Origin of the sequence: Phycicoccus jejuensis (assembly GCF_000720925.1) — a bacterium.
GTDB classification, from domain to species: Bacteria; Actinomycetota; Actinomycetes; order Actinomycetales; family Dermatophilaceae; genus Phycicoccus; species Phycicoccus jejuensis.
In genome coordinates this window covers 201,389-215,614 of sequence record NZ_JOEE01000002.1, presented here as the reverse complement: position 1 = coordinate 215,614, position 14,226 = coordinate 201,389, and the positions used below count along the sequence as shown (strand labels likewise).

The window sequence follows — 14,226 nt, the reverse complement described above, 5'->3', positions numbered from 1 at the left end:
GGGGTCGGGCTCAGTCGTCCTCGGGGAGGACGACGCTCAGCACCCACGAGACGAGGGTGATGACGATGGCCGCGAGCACGGCGTCCCAGAAGAAGTGGTCGATGGTGAACGACAGCCCGAGGCCGTTGCTGATCCACTCGGTGATCTGGAGCATCAGCGCGTTGACGATGAACGTGAACAGGCCGAGCGTCAGGATGATGAAGGGGAACGAGAAGAACTTCGCGATCGGCTTGATCACCGCGTTGACGAGCCCGAAGACGAGCGCGACGAGGACGATCGTGAGGATCTTGCGGCCGGTGGAGACCTGGTCCTCGGCGAGGTCGACCCCCTGGACGACGAGGGCGGCGACCCAGAGGGCGACGGCGTTGATCCCGACCCGGATGAGGAAGTTCGTCACCGCTCGATCATGACAGGTCGCGGGCCCGGGGTGACGGACCCGCGAGGGCGCATCCGGCCTACATCTCCTCGTGCGTGTCGGGGTCGCCGTCGAAGAGGCGCCCGTCGGGCCGGCCGAGGCCGGTGATGGCGGCCATCTCGTCGTCGGTCAGCGCGAAGCCGGTGACGTCGAGGTTCTCGCGCTGGCGGGCCGGGGTCGCGGACTTGGGCAGCGGCATCGAGCCGAGCTGCACGTGCCAGCGCAGGATGACCTGACCGGGGGAGACATCGTGCGTCGAGGCGGCCGCGGCGACGGGGTCGGCCCCGAAGGGCGCCTGCCGCTTGCCCAGCGGGCTCCACGCCTGGGTGAGGATGCCGAGCCGCGCGTGCACGGCCCGCATCTCCTCCTGCGGGAAGAGCGGGTGCAGCTCGACCTGGTTGAGCGCCGGGGTCACACCGGACTCCTCGATGACGCGGATGAGGTGCGCCTCGGTGAAGTTGCTGACGCCGATGGTCTCGACGAGGCCCTCCCGCTGCGCCTCGACGAGCGCCTGCCAGGCCTGCGGGTAGAGGTCGCGGCTCGGGTTGGGCCAGTGGATGAGCGCGACGTCGATCCGCTCGAGGCCGAGCGTGCGCGCCGAGTCGCGCAGCGAGGTGAGCGCGAGCTCGCGCTCGTGGAAGCGGCCGGGGACCTTCGTCGCGACGCGCACCTCCTCGCGCGGGACGCCGCTGCGGCGCAGGGCCTCGCCGACCTCGGCCTCGTTCTCGTAGTTGACCGCCGTGTCGAGGTAGCGGTAGCCCGCCTCGAGCGCGGAGACCATCGCCTCGATGCCCTCCTCGCCGCGCAGCGGGTAGGTGCCGAAGCCGACGAGGGGCGCGGTCGTGCCGTCGGAGAGCCGGTGCGGGATGGGGTCGGAGGCCATGCGCCCACGCTAGCTGCGAGGCGTCCCCGCACCGGTCCCACCCGTCGAGTGAACAGGACGCGCCGTCGGGGCGGACGCTCGCACGGCGCGTCCTGTTCACTCGACGGGGTGCGAGGCCGGAGGGCGGCGGCGCTCGGCGGCGGCGCTCGCCGGCGGTCCTACAGTGGAGGCCATGACCGACGACCTCACCGCCGAGGCCGCGGCGCACCCCACCCCGGTGCGCCTGCGCGACGCCCTCGGCTCCCTGCCCGCGTACGCCCCCGGCAAGCCGGCGACGGCCCGCGAGGGGCTCGTGACCTACAAGGCGAGCAGCAACGAGAACCCGTTCCCTCCGCTGCCGTCGGTCCTCGACGTCGTGCGCGACGCGGCGGGCGGCATCAACCGCTACCCGGACATGGCGGTGACCGCGCTCACCGAGGCGATCGCCGCCCGGCTCGGCGTCCCGGCGGCGCGGATCTCGACCGGCCCGGGGTCGGTCGGCGTCCTCGACCAGCTCGTCCGCGCGACGTGCGACGACGGCGACGAGGTCCTCTTCGCGTGGCGCAGCTTCGAGGCCTACCCGATCCTCACGACGCTCGCCGGCGCGACGCCCGTCATGGTGCCGCTGGCGCCCGGCGAGCGCCACGACCTCGACGCGATGGCCGATGCCGTCACCGAGCGCACGCGGCTCGTCCTCGTGTGCACGCCGAACAACCCGACGGGCACGACGGTCGGCGCCGACGAGCTCGAGGCGTTCCTCGCGCGCGTGCCGCGCGACGTGCTCGTCGTCATCGACGAGGCCTACCTCGAGTTCGTCGACGCCCCGGACGCCCCGGACGCGATGGCCGTCCACGAGGCCCACCCCAACGTCGTCGTGCTGCGCACCTTCTCGAAGGCCTACGGGCTGGCCGGCCTGCGGGTCGGGTACGCCGTCGCGCACGAGCCGGTGGCGCAGGCGCTGCGCAAGTCGGCGCTGCCGTTCGGGGTCAACTCCCTCGCGCAGGTCGCGGCCCTGGCGTCGCTCGACGCCGCCGACGAGCTCGACGTGCGCGTCAAGGAGCTCGTCGCCGAGCGCGAGCGGGTCGTCGCGGCGCTGCGCGAGCAGGGCTGGGACGTGCCGCAGCAGCAGGCGAACTTCGTGTGGTTCCCGCTCGGGGACGACACCCCGGCCTTCGCGGCGGCCTGCGACGAGGCCGGGCTCACCGTCCGGCCGTACGCCACCGACGGGGTGCGCGTCACGATCGCCGAGCCCGAGGCCAACGACCGCCTCCTCGAGGTCGCCGGCCGCTGGCGCGCGGCCCACCCCGCCTGACGCCCCTCCTCCTTCCTCCTCCCACGAACGCGTGTGAACTCGCCGGGGTCGCCCGGCGGTTTCACACACGTCCGCCTGGCCCTGACCCGTGACCGACGACCCCGCACGTGCGGGGTCATCGCGTCCCGTCCCCCGCCGGCGTGGCAGGGGGCGTTGCCGGGGGCGCGGGCGGTGGCGCAGGAGCCGGGGTGATCGCCCCACGTCCTGCGCCATCAGCCACGCCACCGACCCCGCCGTCCGCGGTTCCCGCCGCCGTCCGCCCGCGCTGCAGCCCGCGGCCACCCACCGGCTCCTCCACGTGCTCCTCCTCGCGAACGCGTGTGAACCCGCCGGGTCGCCCGGCGGTTTCACACGCGATCGCGGATGGTCGAGCACGGCAGGGCAGGATGGCGCGCGTGCGCATCCTCCTGACCGGCGCGGCCGGGTTCATCGGCACGGCGACCTGGCGCGAGCTCGTGGCCGACGGCCACGACGTCGTCGCGGTCGACCTCCTCCTGCCCGAGGCCCACGCGGCCACGACGCGCGACGACCCGCCGGCGGGCGTCCACGTCCTCGACGTCCGCGAGGCCGGGGGCTGGGCCGACCTCCTCCAGGGGTGCGACGCCGTCGTCCACCTCGCCGCGATGGTCGGCGCCGGCGCGACGGCGGCCGACCTGCCCCTCTACGCCGGCCACAACGACCTCGGCACCGCCGCGCTGCTCGCCGCGATGCACGCCGAGGGGGTCGGCCGGTTCGTCCAGGCGTCCTCGATGGTCGTCTACGGCGAGGGCCGCTACTCCTGCCCGCAGCACGGCCCGCAGGCGCCCGGCCCGCGCACCCGCGAGGCGCTCGACGGCGGCGAGTTCGACAACCCCTGCCCGGTCTGCGGCGGCCCGCTCGACTGGGACCTCGTCCCGGAGGACGCCCCGTTCGACGCCCGCAGCAGCTACGCCGTCAGCAAGGTCGCGCAGGAGGGGTACGCCGCGGCGTGGGCGCGCCAGGCCCCGGGCGCCGCCATCTCGCTGAGGTACCACAACGTCTACGGGCCGGGGATGCCCCGCGACACCCCCTACTCCGGGGTCGCCGCGATGTTCCGCTCCTCGCTCGAGCGCGACGAGCCGCCGACCGTCTACGAAGACGGCCGGCAGATGCGCGACTTCGTCCACGTCGCCGACGTCGCCCGCGCCAACCTCGCCGCGGTCCGCGGGGTGCTGGAGGCCCCGGTCGCGAGCCACCGCGCCTACAACGTCTGCTCGGGCACGCCGATCGCCATCGCCGACGTCGCGCGCCACGTGGCCGCCGGCTCCGGCCGAGACCTCGAGCCGCGCATCACCGGCCAGTACCGGATCGGCGACGTGCGCCACGTCGTCGCCTCGCCGGAGCGGGCCCGCGAGGAGCTGGGGTTCACGGCGTCCGTCACGCCCGAGGAGGGCCTCGGCGCCTTCGCGACGGCCCCGCTGCGCGCCTGACGAGCCCGCGCGCCCGGCATCACCTCCGCCGCGGGCCCAGGTGCGGGCTACACCGCAGTAGGTGCTGCGCTGGCGACACGTCCTGCGGTGTAGCGCGCGATGGACGCGGTCACCAGACGGTGCGGACGAGGTGCTGGACGAGCAGCGCGAGCACCCCCTGGCCGACGAGCGCCGGCCGCCGCCAGCGCTCGGGCAGCCACAGCGTGCCGAGGAGCATCCACGGCACGAACGGCAGCCAGATGCGCTCGACCTCGGCCTTGCTCATGAGCGAGAGGTCGGCGACGGCGACCATCCCGACCCCCGCGGCGACGAGCGGGCCGGCGGCGCGCTCCCACGTGGCCGCCGACGCACGACCGGCCGCGCTCACGAGCCGCACCACGGGCCGCGACGCCGCCGCGACCCCCGCGGGCAGGGCGAACCCGGCGCAGATGACGAGGGCGCCGAGGTTGCCGACGACCCAGTACCAGGCCGGCCGGCGGCTCGCGACGTCGCCGGGCGCCCAGTAGCGGTCGTGGAGGACCGGGAAGGCCTCCCACCAGGCGAAGCCGAGCGCCGCGAAGGTGAGCACCACTCCGAGGGCCACGAGCGCCGCCACCGCGGCCACGCGCACCCGCTCGGCCCACGTGGTCCGCGCGGCGAGCAGCACCCCGACGGCGAGCAGCCCGGCGAGGACGAGCCCGTAGGACTCCATGACGCACCAGCCGAGCAGCAGCCCGGCGACGACGGCGAGCGCCCAGCGGCGGCCGCCGCCGGCCCGCAGCGCGGCGGCGAGCGCGGCCATCCCCCAGGCGACGGTGGCGGCGAAGACGGCGTCGGCCGAGACCGCGGCGATGACCGCCGACGGCCCGACGACGAGGAAGGGCAGCGCGCGGCGGGCGGCGTCGCGGGCGCCGAGGCGGTCGAGCGTCACGGCGACGGCGACCGGCGTGGTGGCGGCGACGGCCACGACGATCGGCCCCGCCACCTGCCAGGCGCCCAGGCCCAGCCGGTCGAGCCCGATGAACATGAGGACCGCGCCCGGCGGGTGCCCGGCCAGGTGCACCGCCCAGTGCCCGGGCGCGTCGAGGGGGATGCGCGAGACGTAGACCCGCAGCATCTCGCCGACGTCGTCGATCTTGCGGGCGCTCTCGAGGTACTCGGTGCCGTGGTCGAGGACCCGGCCGAGGCCGGCGTACCCGTCGACGAGCGCGAGCGAGACCATCCAGGCGGCGCCGACCACCCACGACGCGAGCAGCAGCCGCCGCCACGGCACCCGCTCGACGAGCGACGGCAGGCGCGGGTGCGCGAGGGCCACGACGACGAGGACCGCGACGACGCTGCTCGGCCCGTACCGCAGGACCCAGTCGCCGATGAGGGGAGCCGCGCCCCCGGCGACGACGTCGACGCCGGTGAGCACCGGCACGAGGACCGCGAAGCCGACGACGAGCGCGCCCGCGAGCAGTCCCCACCCGGCGCGCCGGCCGGCGCCGTCGACCCGCGGCGCGGGCGGTCGGGTCGTCACGGGCGCGGAGGTCATGGCCCCAGCATGCCCTGCGCACCTCGACCGCCCGCCCTCCGCGACCGACCCCACCTACGACGTCGCACGAGGGAGGCCGTGCGCTCGGCGCGTCCGGGCGACCGCGACCACCTAGGCTCGCGCCGTGACCACCTGCGACCTCGTGCTGCCGTGCCGTGACGAGGCGGCGGCCCTGCCCGGCGTGATGGCGCGCGTGCCCGAGGGCTTCGCGGTCATCGTCGTCGACAACGGCTCCCGCGACGGCACCGCCGAGGTCGCCCGCGGCCTCGGCGCCACCGTCGTCGCGGAGAGCCGGCCGGGCTACGGCGCGGCGGTCCACGCCGGCGTCGAGGCGGCCAGCGCCGAGTACGTCGCGGTGCTCGACGGCGACGGGTCGATGGACCCCGCCGAGCTCGTGCCGCTGCTGGAGGAGGTCCGACGCGGCGAGGCCACGATGGCCGTCGGCCGCCGCCGCCCGGGCGCGCGCGGCGTCTGGCCGTGGCACGCCCGCACCGGCAACGCCGTCGTCCTCGCGTGGCTGCGCCGGCGCACCGGCCTCTCCGTCCGCGACATCGCGCCGGCGCGGGTCTGCCGGCGCACCGACCTCCTCGACCTCGGGGTGCAGGACCGCCGCTTCGGCTATCCCGTCGAGCTGCTCGTCCGGGCGCAGCGGGCCGGCTGGACCATCACCGAGCACGACATCACCTACCTGCCCCGGGCGGCCGGCACCAGGTCGAAGGTGTCGGGCTCGGTCCGCGGCACGCTGCGGGCGGGCCGCGACTTCGCCCGCGTCCTCGCGACGGAGGCCGGCCGGTGAGGGGCAGCATCCTCGTCATGGCCAAGGCGCCCGTGCCCGGCCAGGCCAAGACCCGCCTCGCCGCCCGCGTCGGAGACGAGGCGGCGGCCGACCTCGCCGCCGCGGCCCTCCTCGACACCCTCGACGCCGCCGCGCAGGTCTGGCCGCGCGGCCGCCGCGTCCTCGCGCTCGCCGGCGACCTCTCGCAGGCCCTGCGGGAGAAGTCGATCCGCCGGAGTGCCGCCGACTGGCACGTCGTGCCCCAGGGTGGCGTCACCTTCGCCGAGCGCCTCGTCGACGGCCACCGCCAGGCCCACCGGCTCGCCGGCGGGCCGGTCGTCCAGGTGGGGATGGACACCCCGCAGGCCCATCCCGACCAGCTGCGCGCGGTCGCGGACGCCGCCCACGACCACGACCGGCCGGTGCTCGGGCCCGCGCTCGACGGCGGCTGGTGGGTGCTCGTGACGACCCACCCGCACCAGGCGCGCGTGCTCGCCGGGGTGCCGATGAGCCGCGACGACACCGGCCGCCTCACGGCCGCGGCGCTCACCGAGGCCGGCCATCCGCCGGTCGAGGGGCCGGCCCTGCGCGACGTCGACGAGGTCGAGGACGCGCAGGCCGTCGCGCTCGAGGCGCCGGGCACCCGGTTCGCCGAGCGGTGGCGCTCGCTCGTGCTCCTGCCCGAGGCCGACCGCGGCAGCACGGGCGCGAGCCGATGAGCGAGCGGGCGCTGCGCGGGCTCGCCGCGCGCCTCGACGCCCGGATCCCCCGGCCGGAGGACTTCGACGACACCCTGCGCGGCCCGCGCACGGCGGCCCGCATCGGCGTCTGGCTCGGGCCGGCGTTCGTGCTCTGCTTCCTCACCGGCCTGTTCAGCCACGCCCTCCAGCACCCCGGCTCCTTCCCGCTGCCGACCGGGCCGACGCGCCTCTACCAGGTGACCCAGGGCCTGCACGTCGCCGCGGGGACGGCCGCGGTCCCGCTGCTGCTCGTCAAGCTGTGGTCGGTCTTCCCCCGCTTCTTCGAGCGGCCGCCGCTCGCGCCGCGGCGGCTCGTCCTGCACCTGCTCGAACGCGTCTCGGTCTTCCTCCTCGTCGGGTCGGCGGTCTTCCAGCTCGCGACCGGGCTGGCCAACTCGGCGCAGTGGTACCCGTGGCGCTTCGACTTCATCCGCTCCCACTTCGCGATCGGATGGGTCGCCGTCGGGTCGGTGATCCTCCACGTCGCGGTCAAGCTGCCGCAGGTGCGCGCGGCCTTCGGTGCGCCGCCGGAGACCCGGTCGGCGCGGGCGGGAACGCCGTCGCGTCGCTCGCTGCTGCGGACGACGTGGCTGGCCTCCGCGGTGGCGGTCGTCGCGACCACGGCCGTCGAGCTGCCCGGGCTGCGCCGGGTCGCGCTGCTCGCGGTCCGCTCCGGCACCGGCCCGCAAGGGATCCCGGTCAACCGCAGCGCCGTCGGGGCGCTCGTCGCCGACCTCGCCGTCGACCCCGCGTGGCGGCTCAAGGTCACCGGGCCGTCGGGCACGGTCGAGCTGTCGCGGGACGACCTCCTCGCGATGCCCCAGCGGTCGGTCGTCCTCCCCATCGCGTGCGTCGAGGGCTGGAGCGCCAGCGGCACGTGGGGCGGCGTGGCGGTGCGCGACGTCGTCGCGCTCGTCGGCGGCACGACGTCCGACGACGTGACGGTCCGCTCGATGCAGCCCCGCGGCGCCTACCGCGAGTCGACGCTGCCGTCCGCCTGGGTGGCCCGCACCGACTCCCTGCTCGCGCTGTCGCTCGCCGGCGAGCCGCTCGACCCCGACCACGGGTACCCCTGCCGCCTCATCACCTCGGCGAGGCCCGGTGTGCTCCAGACCAAGTGGCTCGGCGAGGTCGAGGTGGTCCGGGCATGAGGGCCGCCCGGCTCGCGCTCGGTGCCCTCGGCCTGGCCGCGCTCGCGTGGGGGCTGCTCCTCGTCGCCGACCTCGGCCCGCAGGTCGTCGACGTGCTCGTGTGGGTCGTCGGCGGCGTCCTCGCCCACGACGCCGTCCTCGCGCCGGTCGTCGTCGGGCTCGGCGCGCTGCTCGCGCTCGTCGTCCCGCCGTGGCTGCGCCCACCGCTCGTCGGGCTGCTCGTCGTCCTCGGGCCTCTCACCCTCGTCGCTGTCCCGGTGCTCGGCCGCTTCGGCGCGCGCCCCGACAACCCGACCCTGCTCGACCGCCCGTACACCACCGGCTGGTTGGTCATCGCGGCGGTCGCGGTTCTGCTCACCGTGGTCGCGGCCCTGCGGGCCCGGCGCGCTCAGCTCGTCGACGAGACCGAGCCGCGTCCGTAGGGGTGCGGGCGCTTCGCGACGACGTCCGAGAGCCGGGCGAGGCCCGCGGCGTCCCAGCCCTCCGGACGCGTGATGGCCACCCAGGCGCGCAGGTTGGCCGGCGCCGAGTAGAGGTGCCCGTAGCCCATCGGGACGCTGCCGGCGCCGGGCAGGTCGAGCAGCACCTGCACCATCGTCACGAGCGGGAACCAGCCCATCCGTGGTGAGACGTCCGGACCCCGCTGGTCGGCCCGCAGCCACGCCGGCGGGGTGAACGCGAGGTCGGTGCTGAAGAACACGACCGGGTCGGACGCGTGCTGGAGGTAGACGACGCGGGTCGGCCCCCACTGCCCCGGTGTCCGGTCGACGTCCCGCGTCTCCGAGGCGAAGCGCACGGTCCGCCCGCCGCCGTACACGGGCAACGACGCGGGGCTGCCGGCATCCCGTTCGGCGACGAGCTGGGCGTGCACCGGTGAGACGAACGGCGGCCCGACGAGCAGCGCGCCGTCGATCGGCTCGTTGATGAGGTTGAAGGACCCGAGGATGCTCTCGACCCCGTACGCGCCGAGCGAGAGGCCGTAGAGGTAGAGGCGGGGTCGGCTCTCCTCGGGCAGCGTCGACCAGTAGCGGTGCACGGCCGAGAACACCGTCTGCGAGGTCTCGCGCGCCGAGTCCTGGTCGGCGAGCAGCGAGATCCAGCTCGGCAGGTACGAGTACTGCACCCCGGCGATGGCGGTGTCGCCGTTCCACAGGTACTCGAGCGGGTCGGTGCCGTTGCGGTCGAGGTACCCGGTGCCGGTCGTCGTCGCGAGGACGAGCACCTTGCGCCCGAAGGCGCCGGTCCGCTGGAGCTCGCGCAGGACGAGCTGCGCCCGCTCCTCGGCCGTCTCGGCGCTGCGCAGCCCGACGTAGACGCGCACCGGCAGGCGGGCGCCGCCACCGGTCACCGCGTTGATGGCGTCCACGCTCGGCCCGCCGGACACGAAGCCGCGCCCCTCGGCGCCGAGGTCGGCGAAGTCGACGAGCGAGCCCGGGCCGCCGGAGCGCACCGGCGCCGTCGGGGCGCGCGATCCGCTGGAGACGACCTGGTCCGACGGGGCGAAGAGGGCGTTGGCGCCGGCGAAGAAGGCGTTGACCAGCACCCCGGTGAAGGCGGCCCAGAGACCGACGACGACGAGCGTGCCGCCGAGCAGCGCCGAGACACGTCGCGGCATCCGGCGGTTCAGCCGGCGGCGCACCGCGAGGAAGGCCCAGGCCACGGTGCGCGTCACGAGCAGGAGCCCGACCGCCGCCAGGACCGTCACCGCCGCGACGAGCGGCCAGCCGTCCGGCCCGATCGGCGGCATCCCGTAGAGGACCCGGATGTCGTTCTGCCAGCCGACCTGCTTCCACGCCGCGAGCACGAGGGCGGCGACCGCGACCGCGGCGGCCGCCCCGACGACGGCCTCGTGCAGGCGGCCACGCAGCCGCGGGATGCCGAGGTAGGCACGCAGGGCCGAGAGGGCCGTCCCCGCCGCGTAGCCGAGGAAGAGGCTGACCCCCGAGATGGCGCCCTGGACCACCGAGGGCCGCGGCAGCAGCGAGGGGGCGAGGGAAGCCGCGGTGAAGACCGCCCCGAGGAGCAGCCCCGGCCCGGAGAAGCGGGCCTCGGTGATGCGCGACGGCGCGCCGAGGGGCGGCTCGAAGCGCTGGAGGCGCGCGCCGGTGGCCGCGAGGCGGGCCACGAGCGGGAGTGCCCGGCCGCGCCGGTCACCCGGCCGTGCGCGCGTCTGCAGGGTCATCGTCCTCGTCCCGTGGGTCCCGTCGCGGCGTCGGACCGCCGCACCGGTCAGGGTACGGTGGCCCCGACACCGGCCGTGACCCCTGCCACACCCCGCAGCGACGTCGCGACGCCCCCGAGAACGGCCCCCCACACCGGGGCCCGAGAAGGAGTGCCCAGTGAGCGACAACGAGGTCGCCCCCCTCGAGACCGCCTTCGGCGTCGACCACCACGTGACCACCGCGGAGGCCCCCGAGCGCCCGGCGCACGAGGGGGGCCCCGAGATGGTCCAGCTGCTCAGCCCGGAGGGCGAGCGGGTCCCCAACGCCGAGCTCGACGCGCTCGTCGACGAGCTGTCCGACGAGGCCCTGCGCGGCCTCTACCGCGACCTCGTCCTCGTGCGCCGCTTCGACGCCGAGGCCACCGCGCTCCAGCGCCAGGGCGAGCTCGGCCTGTGGGCCAGCCTGCTCGGCCAGGAGGCGGCCCAGGTCGGCTCCGGCCGGGCGATGCGCCGTCAGGACTACGCCTTCCCGACCTACCGCGAGCACGGCGTCGCCTGGACCCGCGGCGTCGACCCGGTCAACCTCCTCGGGATGTTCCGCGGCGTCAACCACGGTGGCTGGGACCCCAACGAGAAGAACTTCCACCTCTACACGATCATCATCGGCGCCCAGACGCTCCACGCGACGGGCTACGCGATGGGCGTGCAGCGCGACGGCGACGTCGGCACCGGTGACGAGCGCCGCGACACCGCCGTCATCGCCTACTTCGGTGACGGCGCGACCTCGCAGGGCGACGTCTCGGAGGCGCTCGTCTTCGCCGGCGTCAACAACAGCCCGGTCGTCTTCTTCTGCCAGAACAACCAGTGGGCGATCTCCGAGCCCAACGAGAAGCAGACCCGTGCGCCGCTGTGGCACCGGGCCCGGGGCTTCGGCTTCCCCGGCATCCGCGTCGACGGCAACGACGTCCTCGCGGTCTGGGCGGTCACCAAGCAGGCGCTCGACGCCGCCCGCTCCGGCCAGGGCCCGACCTTCGTCGAGGCCTTCACCTACCGGATGGGCGCGCACACGACCTCTGACGACCCGACGAAGTACCGCGTCTCGGCCGAGGTCGAGGTGTGGAAGCACCGCGACCCCATCGAGCGCTACAAGCGCTGGCTGACGACCACCGGCAAGGGCGACGCCGACTTCTTCGACGCCGTCGACGCCGAGGCCGACGAGCTCGGCACCTCGGTCCGTGAGCGCTGCCTCGCGATGCCCGACCCGCAGCCCTCCGAGATGTTCGACCACGTCTACGCGACCGAGCACCCGGTCACCGCGCGCGAGAAGGAGTGGTTCGCCGGCTACCACGCGTCCTTCGAGGAGGAGGGGGCCCGATGAGCACCACGACGATCGCCAAGGGCATCACCTCGGGCCTGCGGGCCGCCATGGAGAAGGACCCCAAGGTCGTCCTCATGGGCGAGGACATCGGCAAGCTCGGTGGCGTCTTCCGCGTCACCGAGGGCCTCCAGAAGGACTTCGGCGAGGACCGCGTCATCGACACGCCGCTCGCCGAGGCCGGCATCATGGGCACCGCGATCGGGATGGCCCTGCGCGGGTACCGCCCGGTCGTCGAGATCCAGTTCGACGGCTTCGTCTACCCGGCCTTCGACCACATCGTCAGCCAGGTCGCCAAGCTGCACGCCCGCTCGCTCGGCTACGTGAAGATGCCGCTCGTCATCCGCATCCCGTTCGGCGGTGGCATCGGCGCGGTCGAGCACCACAGCGAGTCGAACGAGACCTACTTCGCGCACACGGCCGGCCTGCGGGTCGTCGCGTGCAGCAACCCGCACGACGCGCACTGGATGATCCAGCAGGCGATCGAGTCCGACGACCCCGTCGTGTTCTACGAGCCCAAGCGGCGCTACTGGGACAAGGGCGAGGTCGGCGACGGCCCGGACGGCGCGCTCGGCTCGGCCCGCGTCCTGCGCGAGGGCACCGACCTCACGCTGCTGGCCTACGGCCCGATGGTCAAGACCTGCCTCCAGGCCGCGCAGGCGGCGCAGGAGGAGGGTCGCTCGCTCGAGGTCGTCGACCTGCGCTCGCTCTCGCCGCTCGACGAGGGGGCCATCCTCGCGTCGGCGCGCAAGACCGGCCGGGTCGTCGTCGTCCACGAGGCCTCGACCTTCCTCGGCATCGGCGCGGAGATCTCGGCGATGGTCACCGAGCGCGCGTTCTACGAGCTCGAGGCGCCCGTGCTGCGTGTCGGCGGCTACAACGTCCCCTACCCGCCGAGCCGTCTGGAGGAGGAGTTCCTCCCCGACCTCGACCGGGTCCTCGACGCCGTCGACCGTTCGCTCGCGTACTGAAAGGCGCTGCCGCAGATGGCTCTTCGTGAGTTCAAGCTCCCCGACCCGGGCGAGGGTCTGACCGAGGCCGACATCGTCACCTGGCACGTCGCCGTCGGTGACACCGTCAAGGTCAACGACGTCGTCGTGGAGGTCGAGACGGCCAAGTCGCTCGTCGAGCTGCCCGTGCCGTTCGCCGGCACCGTGTCAGCGCTGCACGTCGCCGAGGGCGACACCGTCGAGGTCGGCACGCCGATCATCACCGTCGACGACGGCGTGGGCGGCGCGTCCGCTCCTGCCGCTCCGGCGCCCGCCGCGGCGCAGGAGCCGGCGGCTCCGGCAGCTCCTGCCTCGGACGGCGAGGAGATCGGCGAGGGGCTCATTGGGGGCACGACCTCGACCGGCCGCACCGCCGTCCTCGTCGGCTACGGCGTCAAGCAGACCGAGGCCGTCCGCCGTCCCCGCAAGGGCGCCGCGAACCCGGCCCCGGGCACGTCGCCGTCCCCCGCGCCCGTGCAGCAATCGACGAATGTGTCGACTTCTGTACGGTCGGACGCCCGGCCGGACGCTTCAGGCGTGCAGGAATCGTCGAATGTGTCGACTTCTGTACGGTCGCAGGCGGCGACGGGCGCCCGCGCGCTGGCCAAGCCGCCGGTGCGCAAATTGGCCAAGGACCTCGGCGTCGACCTCGGCTCCGTGACGCCCACCGGTGACGGCGGCGTCGTCACCCGCGCCGACGTCGAGGCCGCGGCCTCCGGTGCCTCGCAGCCCCCTGCGGCGGCCCCCGACCGCGGAGCAGAGACGGGAACCCGCGAGACCCGTGTCCCGGTCAAGGGCGTCCGCAAGATGACGGCGCAGGCGATGGTGGGCTCCGCGTTCACGGCCCCCCACGTCACCGAGTGGGTCACCGTCGACGTCACCGCGACGATGGAGCTCGTCGAGAACCTCAAGCGCGACAAGGAGTTCCGTGACGTCAAGGTCACGCCGCTCCTCGTGCTGGCCAAGGCGATGTGCGTGGCGGTGCGTCGCAACCCCGAGATCAACGCGAGCTGGGACGAGGCCGCCCAGGAGATCGTCCTCAAGCACTACGTCAACCTCGGCATCGCGGCCGCGACGCCGCGCGGCCTCGTCGTCCCCAACATCAAGGACGCCGACCGGATGACGATGCGCGAGCTCGCCGACGCGATCGCCGGCCTGACCGCGACCGCCCGCGAGGGGCGCACCCAGCCGGCCGACATGTCCGGCGGCACGCTGACGATCACCAACGTCGGGGTGTTCGGCGTCGACGCGGGCACGCCGATCCTCAACCCCGGCGAGTCGGCCATCCTCGCGTTCGGCTCGGTCACCCGCCGGCCGTGGGTCGTCGGCACCGGGGCCGACGAGCGCATCGAGCCGCGGTGGGTCACGACCCTGGCGCTCTCGTTCGACCACCGCCTCGTCGACGGCGAGCTCGGGTCGCGCTTCCTCGCCGACGTCGCGGCCCTCCTCGCCGACCCCGCCCGCGGGCTGGTCTGGGGCTGA

The 14,226-nt window shown here is 74.9% G+C and carries 13 protein-coding genes; 9 read left to right on the top strand and 4 right to left on the bottom strand.

Annotated elements, in window-relative coordinates:
- Positions 1-10: 10 nt before the first annotated feature.
- Positions 11-397, bottom strand: coding sequence for a phage holin family protein (locus tag IG69_RS0104940; protein ID WP_030527063.1), 387 nt, complete (start codon positions 395-397; stop codon positions 11-13).
- 58 nt (positions 398-455) lie between these two features.
- Positions 456-1,298: an aldo/keto reductase gene (locus IG69_RS0104935; protein ID WP_030527062.1), complete on the bottom strand. Its 843-nt coding sequence runs from the start codon at positions 1,296-1,298 to the stop codon at positions 456-458.
- Between the two features lie 172 nt (positions 1,299-1,470).
- Here IG69_RS0104935 and hisC point away from each other — a divergent pair, with 172 nt between their 5' ends.
- Positions 1,471-2,589 carry a histidinol-phosphate transaminase gene (gene hisC / locus IG69_RS0104930; RefSeq protein WP_051750237.1) on the top strand — a complete coding sequence of 373 codons (1,119 nt, stop codon included), beginning with the start codon at positions 1,471-1,473 and terminating at the stop codon, positions 2,587-2,589.
- A gap of 386 nt (positions 2,590-2,975) precedes the next feature.
- Positions 2,976-4,037: an NAD-dependent epimerase/dehydratase family protein gene (locus tag IG69_RS0104925; protein ID WP_245616083.1), complete on the top strand. Its 1,062-nt coding sequence runs from the start codon at positions 2,976-2,978 to the stop codon at positions 4,035-4,037.
- 109 nt (positions 4,038-4,146) lie between these two features.
- Here the strand turns inward: IG69_RS0104925 and IG69_RS0104920 are convergent, their stop codons facing one another.
- Positions 4,147-5,553, bottom strand: a complete 1,407-nt coding sequence (locus tag IG69_RS0104920; RefSeq protein ID WP_051750236.1) for a hypothetical protein — start codon at positions 5,551-5,553, stop codon at positions 4,147-4,149.
- Between the two features lie 124 nt (positions 5,554-5,677).
- Between IG69_RS0104920 and IG69_RS0104915 the strand changes: the two genes are divergently transcribed.
- From IG69_RS0104915 to IG69_RS0104900, 4 genes are read left to right on the top strand one after another with little or no spacing between them, the layout of a single operon-like run.
- A complete protein-coding gene (locus tag IG69_RS0104915) occupies positions 5,678-6,349 on the top strand; it encodes a glycosyltransferase family 2 protein (RefSeq protein ID WP_030527058.1) in 672 nt (223 codons plus the stop codon).
- Complete coding sequence (locus tag IG69_RS0104910; protein ID WP_157577359.1) at positions 6,346-7,047, top strand: TIGR04282 family arsenosugar biosynthesis glycosyltransferase; 702 nt, start codon at positions 6,346-6,348, stop codon at positions 7,045-7,047. Before IG69_RS0104915 ends, IG69_RS0104910 begins: the two co-directional genes overlap by 4 nt.
- A complete protein-coding gene (locus IG69_RS0104905; protein ID WP_084696589.1) occupies positions 7,044-8,219 on the top strand; it encodes a molybdopterin-dependent oxidoreductase in 1,176 nt (391 codons plus the stop codon). The genes IG69_RS0104910 and IG69_RS0104905 overlap by 4 nt, the downstream gene beginning before the upstream one ends.
- Positions 8,216-8,641 carry a hypothetical protein gene (locus IG69_RS0104900; RefSeq protein ID WP_051750234.1) on the top strand — a complete coding sequence of 142 codons (426 nt, stop codon included), beginning with the start codon at positions 8,216-8,218 and terminating at the stop codon, positions 8,639-8,641. Before IG69_RS0104905 ends, IG69_RS0104900 begins: the two co-directional genes overlap by 4 nt.
- Here the strand turns inward: IG69_RS0104900 and IG69_RS0104895 are convergent.
- Positions 8,608-10,401: an alpha/beta hydrolase gene (locus tag IG69_RS0104895; protein WP_051750233.1), complete on the bottom strand. Its 1,794-nt coding sequence runs from the start codon at positions 10,399-10,401 to the stop codon at positions 8,608-8,610. The two genes, IG69_RS0104900 and IG69_RS0104895, sit on opposite strands and share 34 nt — an antisense overlap.
- 157 nt (positions 10,402-10,558) lie before the next feature.
- On the opposite strand from IG69_RS0104895, the gene pdhA reads away from it, so the two are divergent.
- Genes pdhA through IG69_RS0104880 form a run of 3 tightly spaced genes read left to right on the top strand, consistent with a single transcriptional unit; the run spans position 10,559 to position 14,226 of the window.
- Positions 10,559-11,758, top strand: a complete 1,200-nt coding sequence (pdhA, locus tag IG69_RS0104890; protein WP_036829081.1) for a pyruvate dehydrogenase (acetyl-transferring) E1 component subunit alpha — start codon at positions 10,559-10,561, stop codon at positions 11,756-11,758.
- On the top strand, positions 11,755-12,726 hold the full coding sequence (locus IG69_RS0104885) for an alpha-ketoacid dehydrogenase subunit beta (protein ID WP_030527052.1): 972 nt from the start codon (positions 11,755-11,757) through the stop codon (positions 12,724-12,726). The genes pdhA and IG69_RS0104885 overlap by 4 nt, the downstream gene beginning before the upstream one ends.
- 15 nt (positions 12,727-12,741) lie before the next feature.
- Positions 12,742-14,226: a dihydrolipoamide acetyltransferase family protein gene (locus tag IG69_RS0104880; protein WP_030527051.1), complete on the top strand. Its 1,485-nt coding sequence runs from the start codon at positions 12,742-12,744 to the stop codon at positions 14,224-14,226.